Source organism: Aneurinibacillus sp. Ricciae_BoGa-3 (genome assembly GCF_028421645.1).
In the GTDB taxonomy this organism is placed as follows: Bacteria; Bacillota; Bacilli; order Aneurinibacillales; family Aneurinibacillaceae; genus Aneurinibacillus_B.
This window is the reverse complement of the sequence record NZ_CP116888.1, coordinates 507,337-526,905: the sequence shown is the minus strand read 5'-3', so window position 1 is coordinate 526,905 and position 19,569 is coordinate 507,337. Positions and strand designations below refer to the sequence as shown.

Genomic DNA, 19,569 nt, shown 5'->3' with positions numbered 1-19,569 from the left:
ATGATTCATGTCTTTTTATATCTTTATATTTACAGAGTATCAGTCCTCTTATAAGGGTAGAATAACTTAACTCACTTTGAGGTGAGACCATGCTAATCCGTTTTTAATTTTTCGTACATGTCCAGCACTAATCCCAAACATGTTACCAATTTCAGCAGAAGTTAACTTACTGTACAACGCCAAGCGTTTTACCTTTAACGCCTTCTCTTCGGATAACTTTGCTAAGTTGTGTTTTTCGCCTTTCTTAGACTCGGACATATGTTGACGATGCTCTTTTGAATAGCATTTTCCGTCATCTTTAACTCCTGAACGTTGATAGTTTAAAGAAGGCTTCAAGGCTTCGATATATTCCTTGGATTTCTCACGCAACGTGTCATAGTTCCCGATTTCTAAAATGGTCACACTCAAAGCTGAGTCGCCCCACTGTTGATACATATCAAGAAATTGTTGGTTGACCATTTTATTTTCTTCCAAGCGACCAATCAGAGAAACAATATTATGCGCTATGGATTTACCATAGGTAATATAATCTTCATCCTGAATGCTGAATTTAAGGATTCCGCTTGTATGAAATAGATTCACATTTTCAAACTCCGCAATGTTCGTAATATATTCTTTATACCCTCTCATCGAAATGCCTCCTACCCTTAAAAGCGGAAGAATTCAAGAATCTTCCCCTGTTCTTTTTTCCTTTTTTATTTTAGGGAAAGACCCTGAAATCTATTCATACCTACTGTAGTGAAAGCAATCATTAACGAATTTATCTATGATACAACAAGGAGAATGATTAGGAAGATGTCATCTCCCCTATTCATCCTTCTTATTATTCTTTCGCAATCGATTACAGATACATTGCAAAGGCTTTGGATGACGCTTCCTCCATTCGAGAAGTTCTTCCTCAAGTCCATCAATTTTCTCCATCAGTTCTTCAAAAGAAGCGGCAGTTTCCTCTGATTCGATAATCTCACCAATGGGACGTCCATCACCCACAGATTTACACACCTCAAAAGTGCCATTGACACCATGTTGAGGCTCTATGGGCTAGTTATCCTAGTCATATATACGAGAAATACGGAATTTAAAAATCAAAAAGCACTATTCAGGTTATCAAATTTCTTCTTTAATTGATGGTTCCATTTAGTTTTCTTGCTTGAAGAATACCTTTTAACTTCACAAAAAGGTATCCAAATATCTCTCTAGTAAATTTCTTCTATCCACACCTGTCCGATGCGTTCATCTATTGGTTTTTGGACAAGCAACCTTTCAGTCTCTCTACAATTTTCATTTTATTTCCAACCCCTTTAAGCTTACACATACTCCTTCATCGTAACGAAGTAGCCTTCCTCTTTTATCGTACCCTTATCCGTGGCAATCCATTCCTCAATTTTGCTCACACGCATATCCACCATCTGTTCAATGTCTGTTACATTTTCCTTGGTTTGAATCTTAAGGAACATGGCAGTACATTTTTGGATGATGCCATAGGGGAACATCTCCTGTTTCTTTGGAGAATACACCCATAACCATTTGCCAATTTGCTCACTAAGTTTGAAATCAATGTTAACGTCTTTATTTTGAATCGTTTCTACAACAAAAGCTGTTTCATCCATCTTGTATTCTTGCGAAAGAAAGATTTCCGCTTCTTCTTTCGTGGCAAAACCGCTTTGTAACACGATTTCTTTTCCTCTTTTGTTGAGATGCTTAATATCCCACATGTTTTCCACTCCTTTCTACCGAACCTTTTGCATTATCTATTCTATCACTTTTATATGTTTTAGTAAATTATTATTTACAAATTATAAGAAGTAAAGGACCTTTTTAGGTCCTTTACTTCTTACTGGCTTTGAATTTTTTGGTAGGGTCAATCGGCACAATCTGTACGTATCCATTGCCTGCATCTACAATACGGTGATTATCCCGTAAATCAATTGCTCCTGATGCCTCTAGACGTTGCTCATAGCAGTCGCTACAAAACGGATTTGAAAGATAGCCAGTTGAGCTAGTCTTCATTTCGCTTCCGCAAAATTTGCAGTGAAAGGTCATTTTATGAAATCGGATTCTTTTCAATGTATTCGCCTCCCTAATGTTATTATATCACTATTATAAGTTCTTATTGTTTATTGTTTATTGTCTATAAATATTAGGTAAATTCTACTTTAATAGGATAAGCGACTCTTTTTTAATGAATACAAAAAAACAGAGCTATTGTTATATTAATAGCTCCGCCAACCTAATATTCTCTTCGTTCCAATCTGTTTTGCCAAGTTCTTTATCAATGATTTTATTTAAAACAACCTGGTATGTTCCAGGTAAGAGAATGACTTCCTCTTCTGTCATATTCCCAATACCTTCTTTGCTGATGTCGCACAACACTTTGTTCTTTGTTAAGTGAATGGCAAGGATAATCCCCTTGTATCCTGTGATGTTGGCTTTCATGTTGAACATCGCTCGTATTTCTTGTTTTCGGATATCGTCATTTTCTCTTGTACCTTTTTGAATGCATCGAGCAAATCGCACCGCATAGTCATGGCGAAGTGTCCAGGAGGTAATTTCCTTAAAGGTAAAGCTGTTCTCTTTTAGGCTTTCCATAAACATCCGATACTCCTGATGGGTTTTAAAATTAATACCTCGATAAGCGATATCATGTCCCTTATGTAAAGGATACTTCTCCTTTAACAGAGAAAGGTACTCCTTTTTTACCTGTTTGTTCCCCACTGAATTTTGGATATACTGATACAGCCAGATGTCTTCTTCTTTACATTTATGTTGCATGTTGTTCATCGGAAAGCGTTTTCCACAGGTTAAGCATGAAAGATTAACTGTTAGTAACTCACACGCATCATCCATAAGTTCTTCAATGCGTTCTTCTGTTATGTTCTTCTCCGACTTGCGGATTAGTTTTATCACTTGTTCCACATTAAAATCTCTCCACGTTTTCATCTGATTTTCCCCTTTTGGTCTTTGAATATCGCTGTTTATGCCGCAGAACACAAATGATGCTCCCTACAATACGAGTTCACCAAATCCAGAAGACTCTTCGCCACTTCTTGGGTTAACGTCTGTTCAGGATAACCCTTTTGAAGCCGAATAGCCAGTTTCTTAATTTCGTGTAAAATATCTAGGATTTCGCATACTTCCAGCATCTTATTATCGAAATTTAAGTAAAAAATACGCTGGGCGACCTTTTCGCCTTTTACAACCTGATTGTTTGTGTCCATACGGTACACTCCTTTTGAAAAATATATAAATATAACCTGTTTTTTAAGTTGATATATTATAGATTTTTAAAGAGGAGTTATTAGTGAAAAAAGAAAAAGCAAAAGAAAGCCGATTTCAGGCTTTCTTTGTTTCCATTATTTTACTAAATGAAATAAGAGAAGCGTTCACAGCTTCTCTCAATTCTTCTCATATTCAAATGTTTGTTCCCCATCAAATACTAACCAGTCAAATTTCCGAAAAAAGTCTGGATTGATGACCAAGCAAACCAGGAACATACCACCATTGTAGTCAATGTAATCCTTATATAGGTTTAACAGTTTGGTTCCTAACCCTTTGCTTTTCTCCTTAATAAACAGCTTTGAGAGGGTAACATATTCCCCATCCTTTTCGGTATCAATGAATACCGCATTTCCATCTGTCAACAATTCATATGCATTCAGGTTCCCCAAGGTTTCTCCTTCATACCAAGCTCCCCACCTTTTACCCGATAGTTTTCGTACTTCTTTCGCTTCTATCTTTTCAGCGATATAACCAAGTATTTCATTTTCCAATATCAATGTTCGTGTTGATATGACCCGATACTTGTTATCCATCCTATCCACTCTTTCTGTGTGGCTGACACACCCCTGTTTTTCTTGTTTATATAAGATATGCATTTTTTGCCTATGTAAAAAGAGCTAACCAGAAGGCAAGCTCTCTTTTTCCATTAAACGATTTTCAGTAACTTATTTTCTTTACAAACCTGCAAGGATAATTGTTTCGTCATGCCATTATCGAAGGCTATTTTCACGAGGTCATTGTCAACCTGCGTGATTTTTCCTTTACCAAATGCTTTATGACTCACCACCATATCCACTTCCACAAGTAAAGTCGATACGGATTTCCCTACAAATTGAGGTTTCTTTTTCTCGGTTAGATTTGGATACAATATTTTTCGTACATCCGAAACAAACACGGATTCCGTTACTTTTTCTTTTCCTTTCCTATTATAAGAAATGAGCGTAAGATGACGCTTCGCTCTTGTCATTCCTACATAAAAGAGTCTAACCGCCTCCTCCATATCAGCCTGCATGCCTCTGTTATAATCCGAAATGTTTTCTGCAGAAGGAATGACCCCGTTGATAAGGTCAATCATATAAACATTTTCAAATTCCAAACCTTTGGAACTGTGGAAAGTAGAAAGTGTCACGGCATTTTTTCGCTTGTTAAATTTTGAAGTTCTCAAAAGTTCCTCCAACTGACTAAGACGAAGTGAAAATTCATCCAATGTGGAAAGAGGTTCCGCAACCTTCTCTAAAGAATCGAGAATTTCAAGCAGTCCATCCAGATTAAAACCAAGACGCTCACAAATGTTTTTTAAATTTTTTTCGTATCCCAATTTGGTACGCATCATTTGGATTGCCTCTACTGGTTTCATGGTATTCATCTCACGAAACATCTTCTTAATCTTACGTAGATTATCCTTCTGCCAGGATTTCAACTCTGCGTGTTCTAGGAGAGAATCAAAGATAGATGTCTTCGTACCCACTCGCTTCAATAAATCCACCTGATACTTTGAGATGTAGCCATTAAATTTCATATGAATCTTTTCTAATTGCTCAATATCCGCATCATCCTTTGAGAAATCCATGAAGTTTAGTACATCTTGGAGTACCCAATGGCTAAAAAATTTATTGTCCGAATCCTTGATGTAAAACGGAATTCCCGCAATGTCTAACGCATTAATTAAATTAATGGAGGAACCATTGTTTCGATAAAGAACCGCCGTTTCATTCCAGTTGTCTATCTTTTTGAGTTGCTCAATAACATACGTTAATTGACCGTCATACGTATCCAAATTCAACATCTGGATAGGCTCTACCGACTCATTTTCCGTAAACATATTTTTGGGATAGCGAACTTTGTTTCGCTTAATAAAAGCATTCGCTGTATCCACGATATCTTTCGTCGAACGATAATTCTGCTCCATTTTTAGGATTACCGCATTCGGATATTTCTGTTTAAACGTCATAAGCTCATTCACATCTGCACCACGCCATGTGTACAACGTTTGGTCATCATCCGCCACCACACATAAGTTGTTCTGTGGTTCGGCTAACTTCTGAATAATACGGTGTTGAACCAGCGAGGTATCTTGGCTTTCATCAGTGAGGATGTATTGGTAGATGTTTTGATAGTGGGTGAGAATAGCTGAATCCTTTTCTAAAATATCATAGGCTTCGGTTAACATGTCATCAAAATCAAGAAGCAATTTAGCGGGGTCTTTACGTTTAAAGGATTCATAGGCAAAGTAAAGGTCAGCAAAGTTTTTCACATTGCTTTTCAATTGCTTGATGTTCTGCAGTGCTAACATTTTATTTTTGACATACCCTAAGTCTTTTAGCAATTCATCCATTTGTTCTTCGGTCACATTTGCTCCATTGATTTCCCGATACAACCTTCTTAAAATGAGTTTTTTATTTAAGGCTGTTTCATAGACATCTCCTGCTTGCGTTTGGTTCTTGTCTTTCTCCACTTCTCCTTCAATTAATTCATATGCCATTTTGTTCTTATAAAAATATTCTCGAACAATCTTAAAAGCAAAACTATGAATCGTTGAAAATTTAACGGGAGTAGGAATGAGATTGTGAAAGAAAGTATCAAATCGCTCTTCCATATCCTTTGCCGAGGCTTTACTAAACGTTAATGCCAATATCGCATTTGGATTCACGTTCTTTTCGAGAACCAAGTAAGCAATTTTCATATTTAACGTGGTTGTTTTGCCTGAACCTGGTGAAGCCAATAACAATAAAGGTCCTTCCGTGTGTAATACGGCTTGCTGTTGAATGGGGTTCAATGTCTTTCCTGTTTCTTTTGCCATCAATTCAAAAAATGCTTGTTCCATCGAAAATCTCTCCTCATTATTTAAATAATATCTTGATTGTCTGGTCTTGAATCGTATACCAACAAACACAAGATTATCTGTTAAGTAAATATGTCATTCACATGCCTTGTTTTTTCTTTTTTACTATTATAGAGACAAATACAAACTTTATTGCTTCAACTCTTTTAAACATCACGTTTGTTTCCAATCACTTATAGCTATATTTTACACGAATATCTATATATAGTGTTTAATAAATTATTTTTTGTAAAATATAGTTGACGTATTTTTTTTAATGTGCTATAACTGAGTCAAGAACAAGATATTGCCAGTCATCCCGATGGAATCACAAGATATGGGGGTGATAAAAAGGAGGAGCATTTGTGATGAATGCCATTATTAACAAAATCAAAAACGATGTTGCTGTAGATATGATTTTCGTTGTTGCTGGTGTCGCTGTTGCGCAAATCATTAAAGCGATGATGTAACAGCATTAGCCACTACATATAGAGTCCTATCCTTCAATGAAGGGAGTTAATCTCTAATGAAGAAGACCAAATCTGTGTAAAAAAGACCCGTGCTCTTATGAGTTCGCTGGTCTTTTTTTATGTCTCCACTCCAAATAATCCTAAAATTTTATCCCCTATCCCTTTCTTTTTTCTTTTACGGGATGTCCTTCGTTTTACTTGCATCGTAACTGTTGATTTTCCGCCTTTTTTATCTGGCACTTTACGTGTCTCCTCTTTGTTGCAGTGATTTCTTTTTAATCCCCTCATGGTTTTTTGAACTTCTAACAATACATGTAGTTCCTTCTCCCGCCTCTTTTTGGAGCTTAGTACATGAATCGCCCCTTTGATTTCTTTTTCTAAATCTAACCAGGCTTTTTCCCAATTTATATTCTTATTTGCCATATACGAGACCCGACCTTCAATCCTAATAGTTTGATGTTTTTATCAAAGTTGGTGTAAGTTTGATATTTTTATAAAACTGAATATAAGAATATACGTTCTATAAACGTTAAGCATTTCCTGTTTTTCTTCTATTTAAGATTATTCCTTATCCAATTTCTACATATTCCCTTAGTTGTTGTTTGTCATTGTTACCACGCCGATTTTGTTTCGATACAGTTGTAAACCTCTTCAATTTGCATAGGATATAATCCACAAAAATTAGAGGAGGTTTAAAGTCAATATGATTCAACATAAATTTTTATCTGATGAATTTTTAAGCACATTTCAAAACAAAAGAGTTCCATTTACTGAGCTTGGTGAATTTGTCTATGTTCGCACATACAGCCGTTATTTGGAACACGAAAATAGAAGAGAACGATGGGATGAAACAATTAAAAGGGCGATTGAGTACAATATAGGGCTAGAAACACGAGTAAATAAGGACGCTGACATAGAAAAGTTAAGCCTTGAAGCAGAAGAATTGTTTGATAACATGTTCCATCTTCGTCAATTTCCAAGCGGAAGGACACTTTGGGTTGGAGGCACAGACGTAGCCGAACTCTTCCCTATCTCCAACTTCAACTGTTCTTTCCTCGTTCCAGACAGCTTTGAAGCGTTTGGTGAAATTTTCTACCTCCTCATGATTGGTTCAGGCGTTGGTTTTCGTACCATGCCGTATGACACGGAGAAATTCCCTGCTTTTCGGACAGGCGTAGACCTTATTTTTAAAAACTACCGCCCCATTCCAAAGAAATTCAGACGTGAATTTACCAGTCTAAAAATCGAAGGCGATAAAGCCGTCATCATTGTGGGTGATTCCAAGGAGGGCTGGGTTTCCGCACTCGATATGTACTTTAAAATCCTCACCTCTTTTCTCTATGGCAACATCAAAAAAATTATTGTTAATTTCGATAATGTAAGAGGAAAAGGGGAGCGTCTCGCCCGATTCGGCGGAACTTCGAGTGGATTCACCAGTCTAAAAACCATGTTTGAGAAAATCCACAAAGTAATGATGCGTACAACGGGAAAGCTAAAGCCAATCGACGCACTTGATATTTCCAACATTATAGCCGAAAACGTAGTTTCGGGTGGCGTGCGCAGAAGTTCACAAATTAACTTGGCTTCAGAATTTGATATGGACATCGAACATGCTAAAAACGATATGTACAGCCAAGACTCAGATGGAAATTGGGTAGAAAACAAAGAAATATCTCATAGGAGAATGAGCAATAACTCCATTTTTTACGAAACCAAACCAACCAGAGAACAACTTCACCAGAACTTCGTTAACATGCGATTTACAGGTGAACGAGGCTTTGTTAATGCAGAAGCTGGACGAAAAAGACGCAAAGATTTTGCGGGATTAAACCCATGTGCTAAACGGTTTTGGCTCATGTAAAAAATCGGACAAAATCGGTATCAGTTAGATAAGAGCGATGAAGCTTTGAGTGGTCAAAGTGGAGTGACGAATACACTGACTAAGAGAACCTAAAGTCCTGAAAATGGATAGTTGGTAATACCGAGGTAAAGCAGAGTTTAAAAACTCTGACTCACCGTAAAGCATAGGGATTGAAACTCTTTTAAAGAGATATAAAATATCCCCACGAGTGTCCGAGTAACATGTATTCTTTTCTAATAATTAGCCAAATAATCGAGTATGATATATTATTAACATACGGAGGTTGATGTAATTTGGTTAGAGGGTATAGCGGATATTATAACGGAATATATTTAAGAAGTTCATTAGAATTTGCTTATGCTTTATATCTTGATTATCACAATATTAAATGGAAATACGAAATTAAAATTTTTGAGTTAGAACACTTTCGTTACAAACCTGATTTCTTTATCTTTGATATCAATGGAAATTTAACTAAAATAGTTGAAGTCAAAGGGGAAGGAAATTGGAAATTGGGAAGAGAAAAATTAAAAGAATTTAAAAACGAATATCAAATTGAAATTGAATTTTTAGGATACAAAGAAATAGTTCAGTTATATCAGAAAGAAATGCCATTCAGATATAACAAAGCTAAACAAATGTGGATTAAAGAATATCATGCCATTCTTAATTGGCAAGACATATATGGACAAAAAAATCCTATGTATGGTATTCACCACAAAGAGAGTACGAAAAAAATTATTTCTGATAAAGCTAAAAAAAGATTTCAAAACCCTTCCTATAAACAAGAAATAACTCAAAAATTAATTGAATTCAATAGAAAAAATAACTTCGCTTCCGTTAGAGGAAAAAAAGTTGAACAAGCTATTGGGAAATGCGAATATTGTGGTTCAGAATTTAAATATGAAAGATACAAGAATAGAAGATTTTGTTCCTTAGATTGTGCTCATAAATTTAATAGTCCAATAGGAGCAAATAAAACAAAGCAAAATTCTAAAGAAACCTTAGAAATTATTAAAAAGTTCGTTTATGAATGGAGCTTTAAAAATAAAAAATTAATCATTGAAACTCCACTAAACAAGATTTCTGGAACATTAGCTCCACTATTTAGTGAAATTGAAACTAAATTTGGAATTAAAGATAAACGAACAATATCAAAAGCTATATTCGGTAAAGATAAAGGTAGAAAAGAACTTCTAATTCACTTAAAGAACATGTTACAAAATGTATGCTAACCTGAATAGGAATTGACCTATTGTATCCCCTATATGAGCAAGGTATAGAGAAAATGAGGAGAAACCTCCAGAAGTATCAGATAAAAAAGCTGATACGATAATAGTTGGAAATCTTACTTGCAAATCGCGGCTTATGTAATTTGACTACAGTCAATATGTTGGCATTTGTTGAAAATGGTAAATTAAATAAAAAGAAATTATACCGTGCCTTCGAATTGTCTGCAAGAGTTTCGTTCCGCATGACGCTTATTGAACTTGAAATCGCCTCGTGGAATGCCCAACAACAAGCTGACCACCTTACGGGTTGTTCCATGACGGGTTACTTCGATATGGTGGATGCTGTTGGTTTATCCGTGGCAGAACAGCGCAAACTGCTTAAAAAATTAAAAAGCATTGTTCGAAACACGGTTGATGCCTATGCCGAACAATTAGGGGTAGATTCAAGCAAACTCGCCACGACTGTGAAACCAGAAGGCTCGTTAAGCCAGCTTCCTACCGTTTCTTCAGGTGCTCACAGAAGTCACGCTCCTTTTTATATCCGCAGAGTTCGTATTTCCGCACAAGACCCATTGGCAAAAGTGGTAATGGCACTTGGCTATCCAGTCTTCCCTGAAGCGGGACAAACCTGGTTAGATGCTAGTACGTTAGTTGTAGAGTTCCCTGTTAAATCAGTCGCTAAAGTTACAAAGTCACAAGTCTCCGCCATTGAACAATTAGAAACCTATAAAATGTTCCAAGAGTGCTACACAGAGCACAACACATCCATTACGGTTACAGTAAAAGCCGATGAATGGGAGGAAGCAGAACAATGGGTTTGGGACAATTGGGATTCTATCGTAGCTGTGTCTTTCCTTCCTGCTGATGATGCGAGTTATCCTTTGATGCCATATGAAGAAATTACGGAAGAAGAATACCTCAAACGTAAAGCAGAAATGAAACCATTCGATGCCTCCCTTCTGTCTCGTTTTGAAAAAGCTGAAACAGAACTGGATTTAGGTAACGATGGTTGCGAAAACGGTATCTGCCCTGTTCGTTAATCGGATGACAAAGGACATACAAATCCTAGAAGTTAAAAAAGAACTGTATGAAAAACTCTGTTCTTTCAAACGGAAATTTCCCTCGAACGAACTTTGCATGGGTGTAGAAGAGGCGATTTACGCCTTTTCTCACATCCTGTTTGAAGACGAATTGTACCAGGTAAATGACAAAGAGCACTTCACTTATCTGGTGCAAATCCTCCAACGTATTCCGCAGGTAGAATCAAATGGGAAAACGATGCTCTTCTTTGTACCAATAGTATCTATTAAGGACTCCATCTAGGAGTCTTTTTTTGTATGACCTCCACTTCAAAGAGTGTCTTAAAAAAGACAACAAAAAAAGAGCATACCCCCCGATATCTCTTCCTTTGCCACAACCTTATACCTGTTCTCCATTCCTGGCTTTCATCTATCCCCATAGAATCCCGTCATTCCTTTCAAGCAAAGCACTAGGCTATGAAATTTTTCATTTACACTATATTGTATGTCATTATCCTAAATTTAAAAACAGACAAGCCCCTACCTATGTTTGACCATGTTTTAAACGGGTATGTAACTTTGATGTGGAAATCTAAGGTTTTACCATTTAGAAATTTCCATCCTTGAAAACTGATAAAAGTCTTTCAATGCTCATCCTGTAAGATAGTGCTAATGCATAACCGTCTACATATTCTCTGTCATTATGAATCACAACCATCACTGGTGAGTTACTTTGCATTCATTAACTCCTTATCAAAACTTGAATTTATAGAAAATTACTTATTTGTGGTGTAAGATAGTGTCCACATCATATTTTTGAATAAATTCTTTAGATAGATAATCTTTTGTAGCATCACGCCTAACTAACCAATAACGTGAGAGTCTGTAGAACATCATATTACATCCATGAACTACATTAATTCCACGCTCATTAACATGAGGTAACTTAACTATCGAATTTTTGAATTTTTCATACTGTTCATCACAGTAAAGGTATTCTTTTTCCATCTCTTCTGTAAAACCATCCAATAGACTTAGCATTTCATCTGTCATTTTGTCGTTAAATCCTGTATTTGGAACTGACATATCGTACCCACTTCCTTTTATATTCTGTTTTTCATGTATCCAACAGACGTATCATTCATTAAGTGATTGCCATTCACCAACATAATTCTTGTATGCTTGAAGCAATTCTTGTTTGCTTTCGATAACTTCTTGAATTGCCGATTTAGCAGAAGGATGGGATACTTTGCCTAAATCTTCTTTAAGCTGTTCAATATCTTTTATTAGAGGTGAGATTAATTTCCTTACCTGCTTCTTCGTCGTGCCTGTAATCTTTATTTCTACCACTCCTTATTTCTCTTCGCTAATAATGTCTACTCGAATAAGTTCTTCTGTGTTGGTACTTGGCATCGGTGTATTAAAATCAACGGTGAATCCACCTTTTGGATTTTTATGCCACGCTATTTTATTGCGAGCTACTTGAATCATATCCCAACTGACTTTGCTTTCATCTGGTGTCTGTTCATTAAAAATTCCGTATGAGGCATTACCTTGTAGTGCAGGAAAATAAGCAGACTTTAGCTGTTTTAAAGCATCCTCCGCTTCGTTTCGTTTTTGCATATCAGGCATGATACCCATCTTGAATAGCATTTGCTCAATCGCATCAACTTGCCCTGTCCCAATACGGGATAACAAATCCAATGCCTCTATCATTATCTTAGCTTGTCTCTCTGACATTTCCATTTGAACTCTCATAACCTATCTCCTTCACCGCCTACTTTGGCACTAATTATATTCTATTTTAATCATTTTGTAAATTTAATTTTACCAATTCGCAAATAAACAGAAAGACACCCGCTCTCATAAGCAGATGCCTTTGTCTTTGTTCAGGGGATTCGTCGTCTCGTTAACGAATTTCAGTATCGGGATTTAGAGCGATTTTTATTTGCCTACCCGCCCCTGAACGGAGGTGAAAAATTATGGACACAAGAAAAGTATAAATCTTATTTTGTCTATTGTCAATAAAATTTTATTTTTTACCGACTAAGAATTGATTTAAAGAAAGATGACCGCCAAACTTATCAATCAAGTTGTGCTTTTTATTATACAGTTTAATGCAAGAATGTGCCTCTTCTAGAATCCAGCCTTTCGTATGACAGATTTCAAAATTCTTGTCTCTCTCTCCTGGTTGCGCAACGCTTTGCCTATAATCGATGGACATATCATCCGCTCCCTTCTTAAACATCATGAATAGATGCAATTCAAATTCATCGGTGTACGCTACTTCTTTTCCTATATCGTCTTTAATAAAAAGCAGTCAGGAAAAGACCTCCCTTTTTTTCCAAGGTCTTACTTTCATTTTTAAATCCCTTCCTTATGTAATCAACATTCATTTTTTCATCGTTTATATTGTACCACAATTGCTATTAGTGACCTAGTTTAATATTATTATTATGTAAAAATTACTTTACCATTGTGCTACACTATTATATAATTTTCATATGATTAATGTGAAATTTAGTAGTCAGAGAGAGGAGCCTTTCAGTGGATAAGAAAAAAGTGATAGGGATAGGTGTGATAGTCCTTGTTGTTTTAGGCGGGGCAGGTTCCATTTTTGCGATGAATAAAAGCACACCTAACACCACCCCATCTGCTAAACAAACCCTTTATACAAAATCCACCACTTTTAATTCCAAAACGTACGAAAATTTATTGGGATTATCCTATAAAGTCTTACGAAATCAACAAATCCTAACACAGGATACACCGAAAACCGTATTCTTTGATATTCTGGTAGATAAGCCAATTTCGGATGACCAGGTCAAAACCCTTGGCAAAGAAGTCTACCGCCTTGCGAATACAAATCTTCAAAAAGGGATAGCGATGGGTTCTGTTAACCTGAATGTATTTAACAATAAAGGAGCTTTTGATAAAACACTTCAACAGAATTACGATGGCGGATACGTGCACGGTCTTACACACAGTTTAAACCTTACTCATTCTTCCGTACCTGAATTAGAACTTAAAAGTTATCATGTGCTTGTTTCCCAAAAATCCATCCAAAAAATTAAAACAAAGGGAACATACAACATAGTTCAAGTGAGTTCATCGGGTAATCATGCCATAAGTGCCGATGTGATTACAAATACGTCTGGTTTGTCTGACCTAGAAGACCTTTCGCAAGTTATCTCTACGTTGATACGAAACGCCAATCCAGAAACACAACAAACTGACCTTACTTTTTATTCTCAACCAGATGATTATGCTAAAAAAGAATCATCCGCAGATTATTCGACTTCAAAACCCAATGTGCTCGTCATCCATTCATATGGTACATTCTAAGGCATGGTTCCCTCCATGTCTTTTTCATTTTGATACAATCCATCTCAACTGAATAAGATAAAAAAATAAACACGGACAAGGAGTTGGTTTTCTAACAGTTTGAAACGTAAAAAAACAAAACAAGGTGATAAAAGGAGAGAGATACGTGTTAAACAAAAAGGAAAAATTGGTTACGGCTATTCTTGTGACAGCGGTTATGTTTGTCGTGATTCTAATGAGATGTTTTCCATTGGCTTCGCATGCTTTAACCAAACAAGCCACAATCCAAAATGAAAACAACAAAATTATTCCGACTAAAATAACTCCTGCACTACCCGTTTTACCTTCTGAATTGAAAAAAGGACAGACTGAAAGCAAACACGTTTCAACTTATTTACAAACAAAAAGTAAACTCGTCATGCAAGTTCCGCCTTCTCAACTGGCAGCTTATGTACCTCCAAAAGAGCGTACACAACCCTCGATTCATCTTAACCTAAATAAATCCCCTGCAAAAGCTTCCGTTCCTTCTTTTCAGCTACTACATAAGAAAGAACAGCCAAATGCAGTGAAGATGGATGTAAAAATCAATAAAAAGGATGTGAAAAACCAAGAAATCATTTCGCATGCTAAACAGATAAATGAACGAAACAAAGCAAACGTAACCATTCAATACTCTGTTCAGGCAACCGTGTCTATGAATAACAAACTTTATAAAGGTGAATTAACTCGTACCTATCAGGAGAATGCTCAACCTACCACATCCGATGTGATTGACTACAACGTAGTACAAGCCAACCTTACCAATCAACAGGTTAAACTAGATATTATATCTACACTGTCTACAGCAGACACCGTGATGTATAAGGTAGCCAAAGACATCTCTTCTTCTACCAAAAACATAAACAATAACATCAAACAGACCGAAATTTATTTTTACCAGAAGAATGAAGATGTAAAAAGCAACAATTTCACCTGGAAGTATTCTGATTCTCTTCCTCATGCGATTACGAGACGAGAGACTTTTACCTACTAGAAAACAAGGTTTGAAGCACAGTAATGTTTTATCTGCTGTGCTTTTTTGTCGTGTGATAAGCGATAATCAAATCCAATTTTAATCCCGTTTTAATTGTTTTTAGTCAATATTTATAGTAAAATAGACTATATTACTGTAACTTTATTATAATAAAACAAATTGAAAGGAGTTTTTTATTTGAATCATTGGGACAAGACGGTTGAGGAATCTCAGAAACTTCCCTTTGAACAGGGATGGCGTCAATTGTGGACAAAAGTATTTTCTTTAGAAAAAGTGATTCTTGCTATTCAAAAACCGCAAACCGTTCAGGATGTAAAAACCCCTGCTCTGTTTATTGGTGAGATAAACAAAACGCCTACTGTTTTTGCTTTTACCGACCATGAACATTTTGAGATTTTTCGTAAAGTAGCGGCGGAGAACAAAGACCCACGGGAACTTGCTCGCCATGAAGTACCTTTACAGGAGTTTCTTGGGTTTACACTGGATATGGCATTTCGTGGTGCGCCTTTATTAATGATGAACTTTGGTTGTGAATTCGCTTTTCATACGCAGATGCAAGAAGTACAACATATGTACAACGCATTCATCAAAAAAGAAACCATTTCAAAACAAAAGATTCCAGAAGGTTTGCCTATAGAATTTGGCATTCTTCCGAATCTACCTGAAATGAAACTTGAACTGGATAGCATCAAACAAAATTATCTCGAACTTATCCATCGAGTCTTTATCGTAGGAGTAAAAATAGGACAAGTAGAAAATGTCATGCTTGTGATAGATTTTACCACAGGATTATCACAGCAACAAAAAGAAGCCACCATCCAAAAACTATTTGAGGATTTAAGCATCTATCAAGCGTTTCAAACTCGTGTCCAAATATCGGAAGATATGAAGATGGTTCCAGACCCTATCAAAAATCAAGTAGTGGTGAATTTTTCCTAAACAAAACTACAAGGTGATGGCATTCACCATTGCTTTGTAGTTTTTCTCATATTTATTAGCTGAATGATGACCACAAGTTATATGAAGGAGGAGTGTCCAAATGAAATATTCCCACCTGTATCAATCTGAACCAGCAGTATTGAAAAGGGAACAGGGAAGCGAAGAAATTGTTAAAGTCAAAAGAAAACTAAACCAAAGACTTATACGCAAATTTCTTGTGTCAATCGCATCTTTAACTCTCATTACATCCGTTGTTTTGCCTACGGTGACAACCGTATCCTATGCACAGACTGCAAAGGCGACAAACACAAACCCTTACAATAGCAAGATTCCTATGAAAAAAGAGTACCAAGAATATTTATACAAACTGTGTCAACAGAGAGGTTTGGATTATCGAAAAGCATTGGCGATTATCCAGACAGAGAGTACCTTCAACCCAAATAGTGTTTGTGCTGGTAACTATGGATTGTTTCAAATCAATCGATTGAACTTTACGAATTATGCTCAAGCATTAGGCACGCCTGTCAAACCGTTAGACCCCTACATCAATATCAATTGGGGTACGTATGAACTCTCCAATCTCTATACGTATTGGAGCAAGAGAGGGATACAAGGAGACCAGTTAGATGATTATGTTTGGAGCAGTTATAATCGAGGTCTTTATGGTTTTAAAAAATATGGGAAAATGTATTCCTATATCCAACATGTAAGAACTCATTTAGCTGAAATTAATCGTCTATTCTAGTCCAATTCCCAACACCTCTTAGGAAACTACAAGAGCCTGATTTTCATTCTTTTGTAGTTTTCTTTTTTCTTTCGAATCTGCCCTACTCTCTTTTGCTTTTTATTAACTTTCCCACCCTCGCATATGATACTACATACCATTTTATATAAAACAGGAAAAAGTTTGCTTTTACTTATGAGGAGGAAAGAAAATTGAATAAGGAGAGTTTTTTACCTACGTATGAAAATCTTGGAGAGAAATACAAAAGGGTACTTCATCAGAAACAAAGAATTGGGAAAATTTATTATCGTAGAAGACGTGTAGCATTAAGTTTGTTGTCGGTTATCACTTTTGGACTTGTATTTTCGTGTGTTTCTTTATATAAAAGCTACGCATCTGAACCACAATCCAAAAAGGTAACGGCACAAACAAAAAATCTCAAACATATCAAACATGTTACAGGTCAGACTTCTGCAGTTAAGAACCTAACCGCAACAACTCCACAGGTTCAATTCAATAATCTTGTTTATCACCCCGTGGACAAGCCTACAACAAAGACCATTCATTTAGGCAAAGCCAAACCTTCCAACCAGAGCACTTATAATCCACATATTCCAATGCCAAAAGCACAACAGGAATATTTGTATAAGCTTTGCAAAAAACGAGGGTTGGATTACAAAAAAACTTTGGCGTTAATTCATCACGAAAGTCGTTTTAACCCAAATGAACTCAATAGCACCAATGATTATGGTTTATTTCAAATTAACCAGAAGAATCATCTACATTTAGCTAAGGTTTTACACACAGACAATAGTGCTTTTAATCCGTACATCAACATCAATTGGGGAACCTATATGTTGTCAAACCTTTATAAAACTTGGGGTAGCAAAGGTTTAACAGGTGCAAAACTGGACAAGGCTGTGTGGAGTAGTTATAACGAAGGCATTGAGGGCTATCGTCACAATGGAGAGGCAACTCGCTATATTACCCAAATGGGAGAATCGATTTCCTTCATCAATCATTGTTTTTACCTGTAATAAAAAAGCACGAAGTATGTTTTAATATACCTCGTGCTTTTTTACATATTTACATAGCCTAATCAATTGCTAGATATCCGACTTTACTTAACACCTCTCTATCCAAAACATCCACTTATGGTTTGGCTCGGTATCCTGTGTACCATCTTCTCATCGTGTTTCGAAATTCTTTTTCATTCGAGATAGTAGGAGATAACTTTAACAATTGTTCAACTAACGATTCAAACTGTTCTTCTGTTAAATTCCGTATTTGTTCTGTTATTTTTATCAGTTCATCTATTTGATTCATTCTTTTTGCGAACCCTCTCAATTAACCTTTTTCATCAACCCAATTCATCACTAATCCTGAATGAGGAAGAACTTCAAATTTATATGTTTTCCCTGCATCTACCGTATCAGTAGCTACCCTGACTTTTTTATTCTGTACCAGGAAAACTGCTAAATGAGTGGGTTCCTGTTGATATAAGATGGGTTTTCCCACAACAACTTCATATTTTCCATTAATAAAGTTCGGAATATCATAAAAAAGTTGACGTTCAGGTTGCGTTACTCCAATGTACAAGCCAAGCATACAGACGAAAAAGGCTATATAACCACCCCGCTTCCAATTCGCTGTACGGCTTCTAAATGTATCTAGCATGTTTTTGGGATTCTTCCAATGTAAATAGATACCAACTGAAAGAAAACACGGCACAAAGAGCAATGTCGCAATCTCCCGTATGAAATAACTGGTCACCTGCACACCCTCTTCCTAAAGGAACTCTATCTATTTACGATTGCTCGAATTTCTGCGAGTTTTTGCACACTTTCATCGGAAAGTTGTTTGATATTGACAGACATGGATGACGAGATACCTGTGAAAAGCAACAAATCAAACCGATTCTCGCTTTCATCTTACCCGTTTGCCCGTATATCAGAAAAGGAGACGCTCTCAATATCATCTGTATCAATGGTCTTGTGTTTGAACAATTCATACCAATTTCCTTTAAAATACTGACTAAAAACTCGCTCTATATCCTCGTTGGTTTTGACTTCTACATAAACCGTTTCTTCTTCGTTATTTGTTAAGTAAACCGTGAACCCCACAAACATTGATGATTTTGTCATTTGAAGTTTTCCTTTTTGCGGCATCATTATGTTCCCTCTTTCCTGATTATTTGGTTGATTTTTCCTGCATATTTCGTATTCTTGCTACCTCTGTAGGCGGAACGTCTTGATGTTTTTCACACACGGTATAGAGAAATCTTGGTTCCTGCCTATTGTCACCAACCTTACCGCAAACCTCGCAAGGTTCATCCGTAAGATATCCAAAAGACTCCCATTCACTCATTTCAGATATTCCTTTCATTTTGTGTTAGTATCTTCTAAGTGGTACTGTAGGCAAAGTTGCTTCAAATCCGAAACGAACTTCCAATATTGTCCTACCGTTATCCTGCCTTCTCTGTATGCTAGATAGTAGGTGGCATGAGAAGACCATACAAGATGTTTTAAAAACTTTTCCGTTGTGTCCACGTTAAGCCAACCCATTTGTCTCCTCATGATAGTACCGCTAGTCCTTTTTCCCTTATTAGAAAATGAACCACCAACCAAACGGAAGACAATATCCATCCTTTATCTATGTAGGATTGAATGATACTGTCTTTTTTAGCACCCCACTCATAAATCTCAACACAGGTATACTCATATTCTTTCATTTTTATCCTCTTTTCCTCTTACGCTTTCCTTCTCCTATTTTACGATATATATTGACTATAAACAATAGTTTATGTTATTGTTCTTATAAAATATTTTTTAAATGACCAAAACGCCTTTTTTCATGGATTCAAAAAC

Annotated in this window: 27 protein-coding genes; 9 read left to right on the top strand and 18 right to left on the bottom strand. The window is 36.3% G+C overall.

Annotated features, from left to right (window positions below; genetic code table 11):
- Positions 1-66: 66 nt before the first annotated feature.
- From PP175_RS28415 to PP175_RS28375, 9 genes are all read right to left on the bottom strand, one after another.
- Positions 67-630, bottom strand: coding sequence for an RNA polymerase sigma factor sigma-70 region 4 domain-containing protein (locus tag PP175_RS28415; RefSeq protein WP_272443580.1), 564 nt, complete (start codon positions 628-630; stop codon positions 67-69).
- 177 nt (positions 631-807) lie between these two features.
- Positions 808-990 carry a hypothetical protein gene (locus tag PP175_RS28410; RefSeq protein ID WP_272443579.1) on the bottom strand — a complete coding sequence of 61 codons (183 nt, stop codon included), beginning with the start codon at positions 988-990 and terminating at the stop codon, positions 808-810.
- A 317-nt stretch (positions 991-1,307) separates the two neighbouring features.
- Positions 1,308-1,715, bottom strand: a complete 408-nt coding sequence (locus PP175_RS28405) for a hypothetical protein (RefSeq protein WP_272443578.1) — start codon at positions 1,713-1,715, stop codon at positions 1,308-1,310.
- 112 nt (positions 1,716-1,827) lie between these two features.
- Positions 1,828-2,067, bottom strand: a complete 240-nt coding sequence (locus PP175_RS28400) for a hypothetical protein (RefSeq protein ID WP_272443577.1) — start codon at positions 2,065-2,067, stop codon at positions 1,828-1,830.
- Between the two features lie 141 nt (positions 2,068-2,208).
- Positions 2,209-2,940, bottom strand: coding sequence for a hypothetical protein (locus PP175_RS28395; RefSeq protein WP_272443576.1), 732 nt, complete (start codon positions 2,938-2,940; stop codon positions 2,209-2,211).
- Between the two features lie 35 nt (positions 2,941-2,975).
- Positions 2,976-3,218: a hypothetical protein gene (locus PP175_RS28390; protein WP_272443575.1), complete on the bottom strand. Its 243-nt coding sequence runs from the start codon at positions 3,216-3,218 to the stop codon at positions 2,976-2,978.
- Positions 3,219-3,395: 177 nt separating this feature from the next.
- A complete protein-coding gene (locus PP175_RS28385) occupies positions 3,396-3,812 on the bottom strand; it encodes a hypothetical protein (protein ID WP_272443574.1) in 417 nt (138 codons plus the stop codon).
- A 113-nt stretch (positions 3,813-3,925) separates the two neighbouring features.
- Positions 3,926-6,103 (bottom strand): ATP-dependent helicase, encoded by a 2,178-nt coding sequence (locus tag PP175_RS28380; RefSeq protein WP_272443573.1) that lies wholly within the window; start codon positions 6,101-6,103, stop codon positions 3,926-3,928.
- Between the two features lie 584 nt (positions 6,104-6,687).
- Positions 6,688-6,993, bottom strand: a complete 306-nt coding sequence (locus PP175_RS28375; protein ID WP_272443572.1) for a hypothetical protein — start codon at positions 6,991-6,993, stop codon at positions 6,688-6,690.
- A gap of 280 nt (positions 6,994-7,273) precedes the next feature.
- Between PP175_RS28375 and PP175_RS28370 the strand changes: the two genes are divergently transcribed.
- The 4 genes from PP175_RS28370 (at position 7,274) to PP175_RS28355 (ending at position 10,986) form a co-directional block, all read left to right on the top strand.
- Entirely contained in the window at positions 7,274-8,431 is a 1,158-nt protein-coding gene (locus PP175_RS28370) for a glycyl radical enzyme family protein (protein ID WP_272443571.1), read from the top strand.
- Positions 8,432-8,724: 293 nt separating this feature from the next.
- Positions 8,725-9,666, top strand: a complete 942-nt coding sequence (locus PP175_RS28365) for a PDDEXK family nuclease (RefSeq protein ID WP_272443569.1) — start codon at positions 8,725-8,727, stop codon at positions 9,664-9,666.
- Between the two features lie 104 nt (positions 9,667-9,770).
- Positions 9,771-10,703 (top strand): hypothetical protein, encoded by a 933-nt coding sequence (locus PP175_RS28360; RefSeq protein WP_272443568.1) that lies wholly within the window; start codon positions 9,771-9,773, stop codon positions 10,701-10,703.
- The gene (locus PP175_RS28355; protein WP_272443567.1) at positions 10,669-10,986 is read left to right on the top strand and encodes a hypothetical protein; all 318 of its coding nucleotides are present in this window, start codon (positions 10,669-10,671) and stop codon (positions 10,984-10,986) included. The genes PP175_RS28360 and PP175_RS28355 overlap by 35 nt, the downstream gene beginning before the upstream one ends.
- A gap of 476 nt (positions 10,987-11,462) precedes the next feature.
- Here the strand turns inward: PP175_RS28355 and PP175_RS28350 are convergent, their stop codons facing one another.
- From PP175_RS28350 to PP175_RS28335, 4 genes are all read right to left on the bottom strand, one after another.
- Positions 11,463-11,768 carry a hypothetical protein gene (locus PP175_RS28350; RefSeq protein ID WP_272443566.1) on the bottom strand — a complete coding sequence of 102 codons (306 nt, stop codon included), beginning with the start codon at positions 11,766-11,768 and terminating at the stop codon, positions 11,463-11,465.
- A gap of 51 nt (positions 11,769-11,819) precedes the next feature.
- A complete protein-coding gene (locus PP175_RS28345) occupies positions 11,820-12,032 on the bottom strand; it encodes a hypothetical protein (RefSeq protein WP_272443565.1) in 213 nt (70 codons plus the stop codon).
- 3 nt (positions 12,033-12,035) lie between these two features.
- On the bottom strand, positions 12,036-12,440 hold the full coding sequence (locus PP175_RS28340) for a hypothetical protein (protein ID WP_272443564.1): 405 nt from the start codon (positions 12,438-12,440) through the stop codon (positions 12,036-12,038).
- A gap of 274 nt (positions 12,441-12,714) precedes the next feature.
- Positions 12,715-12,906 carry a hypothetical protein gene (locus tag PP175_RS28335; protein WP_272443563.1) on the bottom strand — a complete coding sequence of 64 codons (192 nt, stop codon included), beginning with the start codon at positions 12,904-12,906 and terminating at the stop codon, positions 12,715-12,717.
- 323 nt (positions 12,907-13,229) lie between these two features.
- Here PP175_RS28335 and PP175_RS28330 point away from each other — a divergent pair, with 323 nt between their 5' ends.
- The 5 genes from PP175_RS28330 to PP175_RS28310 all read left to right on the top strand — a co-directional run bounded on the left by PP175_RS28330 (position 13,230) and on the right by PP175_RS28310 (position 17,739).
- Entirely contained in the window at positions 13,230-14,027 is a 798-nt protein-coding gene (locus tag PP175_RS28330; protein ID WP_272443562.1) for a hypothetical protein, read from the top strand.
- A 145-nt stretch (positions 14,028-14,172) separates the two neighbouring features.
- Positions 14,173-15,039: a hypothetical protein gene (locus tag PP175_RS28325; RefSeq protein ID WP_272443561.1), complete on the top strand. Its 867-nt coding sequence runs from the start codon at positions 14,173-14,175 to the stop codon at positions 15,037-15,039.
- A gap of 243 nt (positions 15,040-15,282) precedes the next feature.
- Positions 15,283-15,978, top strand: coding sequence for a hypothetical protein (locus PP175_RS28320; protein ID WP_272443560.1), 696 nt, complete (start codon positions 15,283-15,285; stop codon positions 15,976-15,978).
- Positions 15,979-16,078: 100 nt separating this feature from the next.
- Positions 16,079-16,723 carry a transglycosylase SLT domain-containing protein gene (locus PP175_RS28315; protein ID WP_272443559.1) on the top strand — a complete coding sequence of 215 codons (645 nt, stop codon included), beginning with the start codon at positions 16,079-16,081 and terminating at the stop codon, positions 16,721-16,723.
- A gap of 191 nt (positions 16,724-16,914) precedes the next feature.
- On the top strand, positions 16,915-17,739 hold the full coding sequence (locus PP175_RS28310; RefSeq protein ID WP_272443558.1) for a transglycosylase SLT domain-containing protein: 825 nt from the start codon (positions 16,915-16,917) through the stop codon (positions 17,737-17,739).
- A 115-nt stretch (positions 17,740-17,854) separates the two neighbouring features.
- Here PP175_RS28310 and PP175_RS28305 read toward each other — a convergent pair whose 3' ends face one another.
- From PP175_RS28305 to PP175_RS28285, 5 genes are all read right to left on the bottom strand, one after another.
- Positions 17,855-18,028 carry a hypothetical protein gene (locus PP175_RS28305; protein WP_272443557.1) on the bottom strand — a complete coding sequence of 58 codons (174 nt, stop codon included), beginning with the start codon at positions 18,026-18,028 and terminating at the stop codon, positions 17,855-17,857.
- Between the two features lie 21 nt (positions 18,029-18,049).
- Complete coding sequence (locus PP175_RS28300; RefSeq protein ID WP_272443556.1) at positions 18,050-18,475, bottom strand: hypothetical protein; 426 nt, start codon at positions 18,473-18,475, stop codon at positions 18,050-18,052.
- A 158-nt stretch (positions 18,476-18,633) separates the two neighbouring features.
- The gene (locus PP175_RS28295; protein WP_272443555.1) at positions 18,634-18,873 is read right to left on the bottom strand and encodes a hypothetical protein; all 240 of its coding nucleotides are present in this window, start codon (positions 18,871-18,873) and stop codon (positions 18,634-18,636) included.
- A 19-nt stretch (positions 18,874-18,892) separates the two neighbouring features.
- A complete protein-coding gene (locus tag PP175_RS28290; RefSeq protein WP_272443554.1) occupies positions 18,893-19,069 on the bottom strand; it encodes a hypothetical protein in 177 nt (58 codons plus the stop codon).
- A gap of 205 nt (positions 19,070-19,274) precedes the next feature.
- Positions 19,275-19,433, bottom strand: coding sequence for a hypothetical protein (locus tag PP175_RS28285; RefSeq protein WP_272443553.1), 159 nt, complete (start codon positions 19,431-19,433; stop codon positions 19,275-19,277).
- Positions 19,434-19,569: the final 136 nt, after the last annotated feature.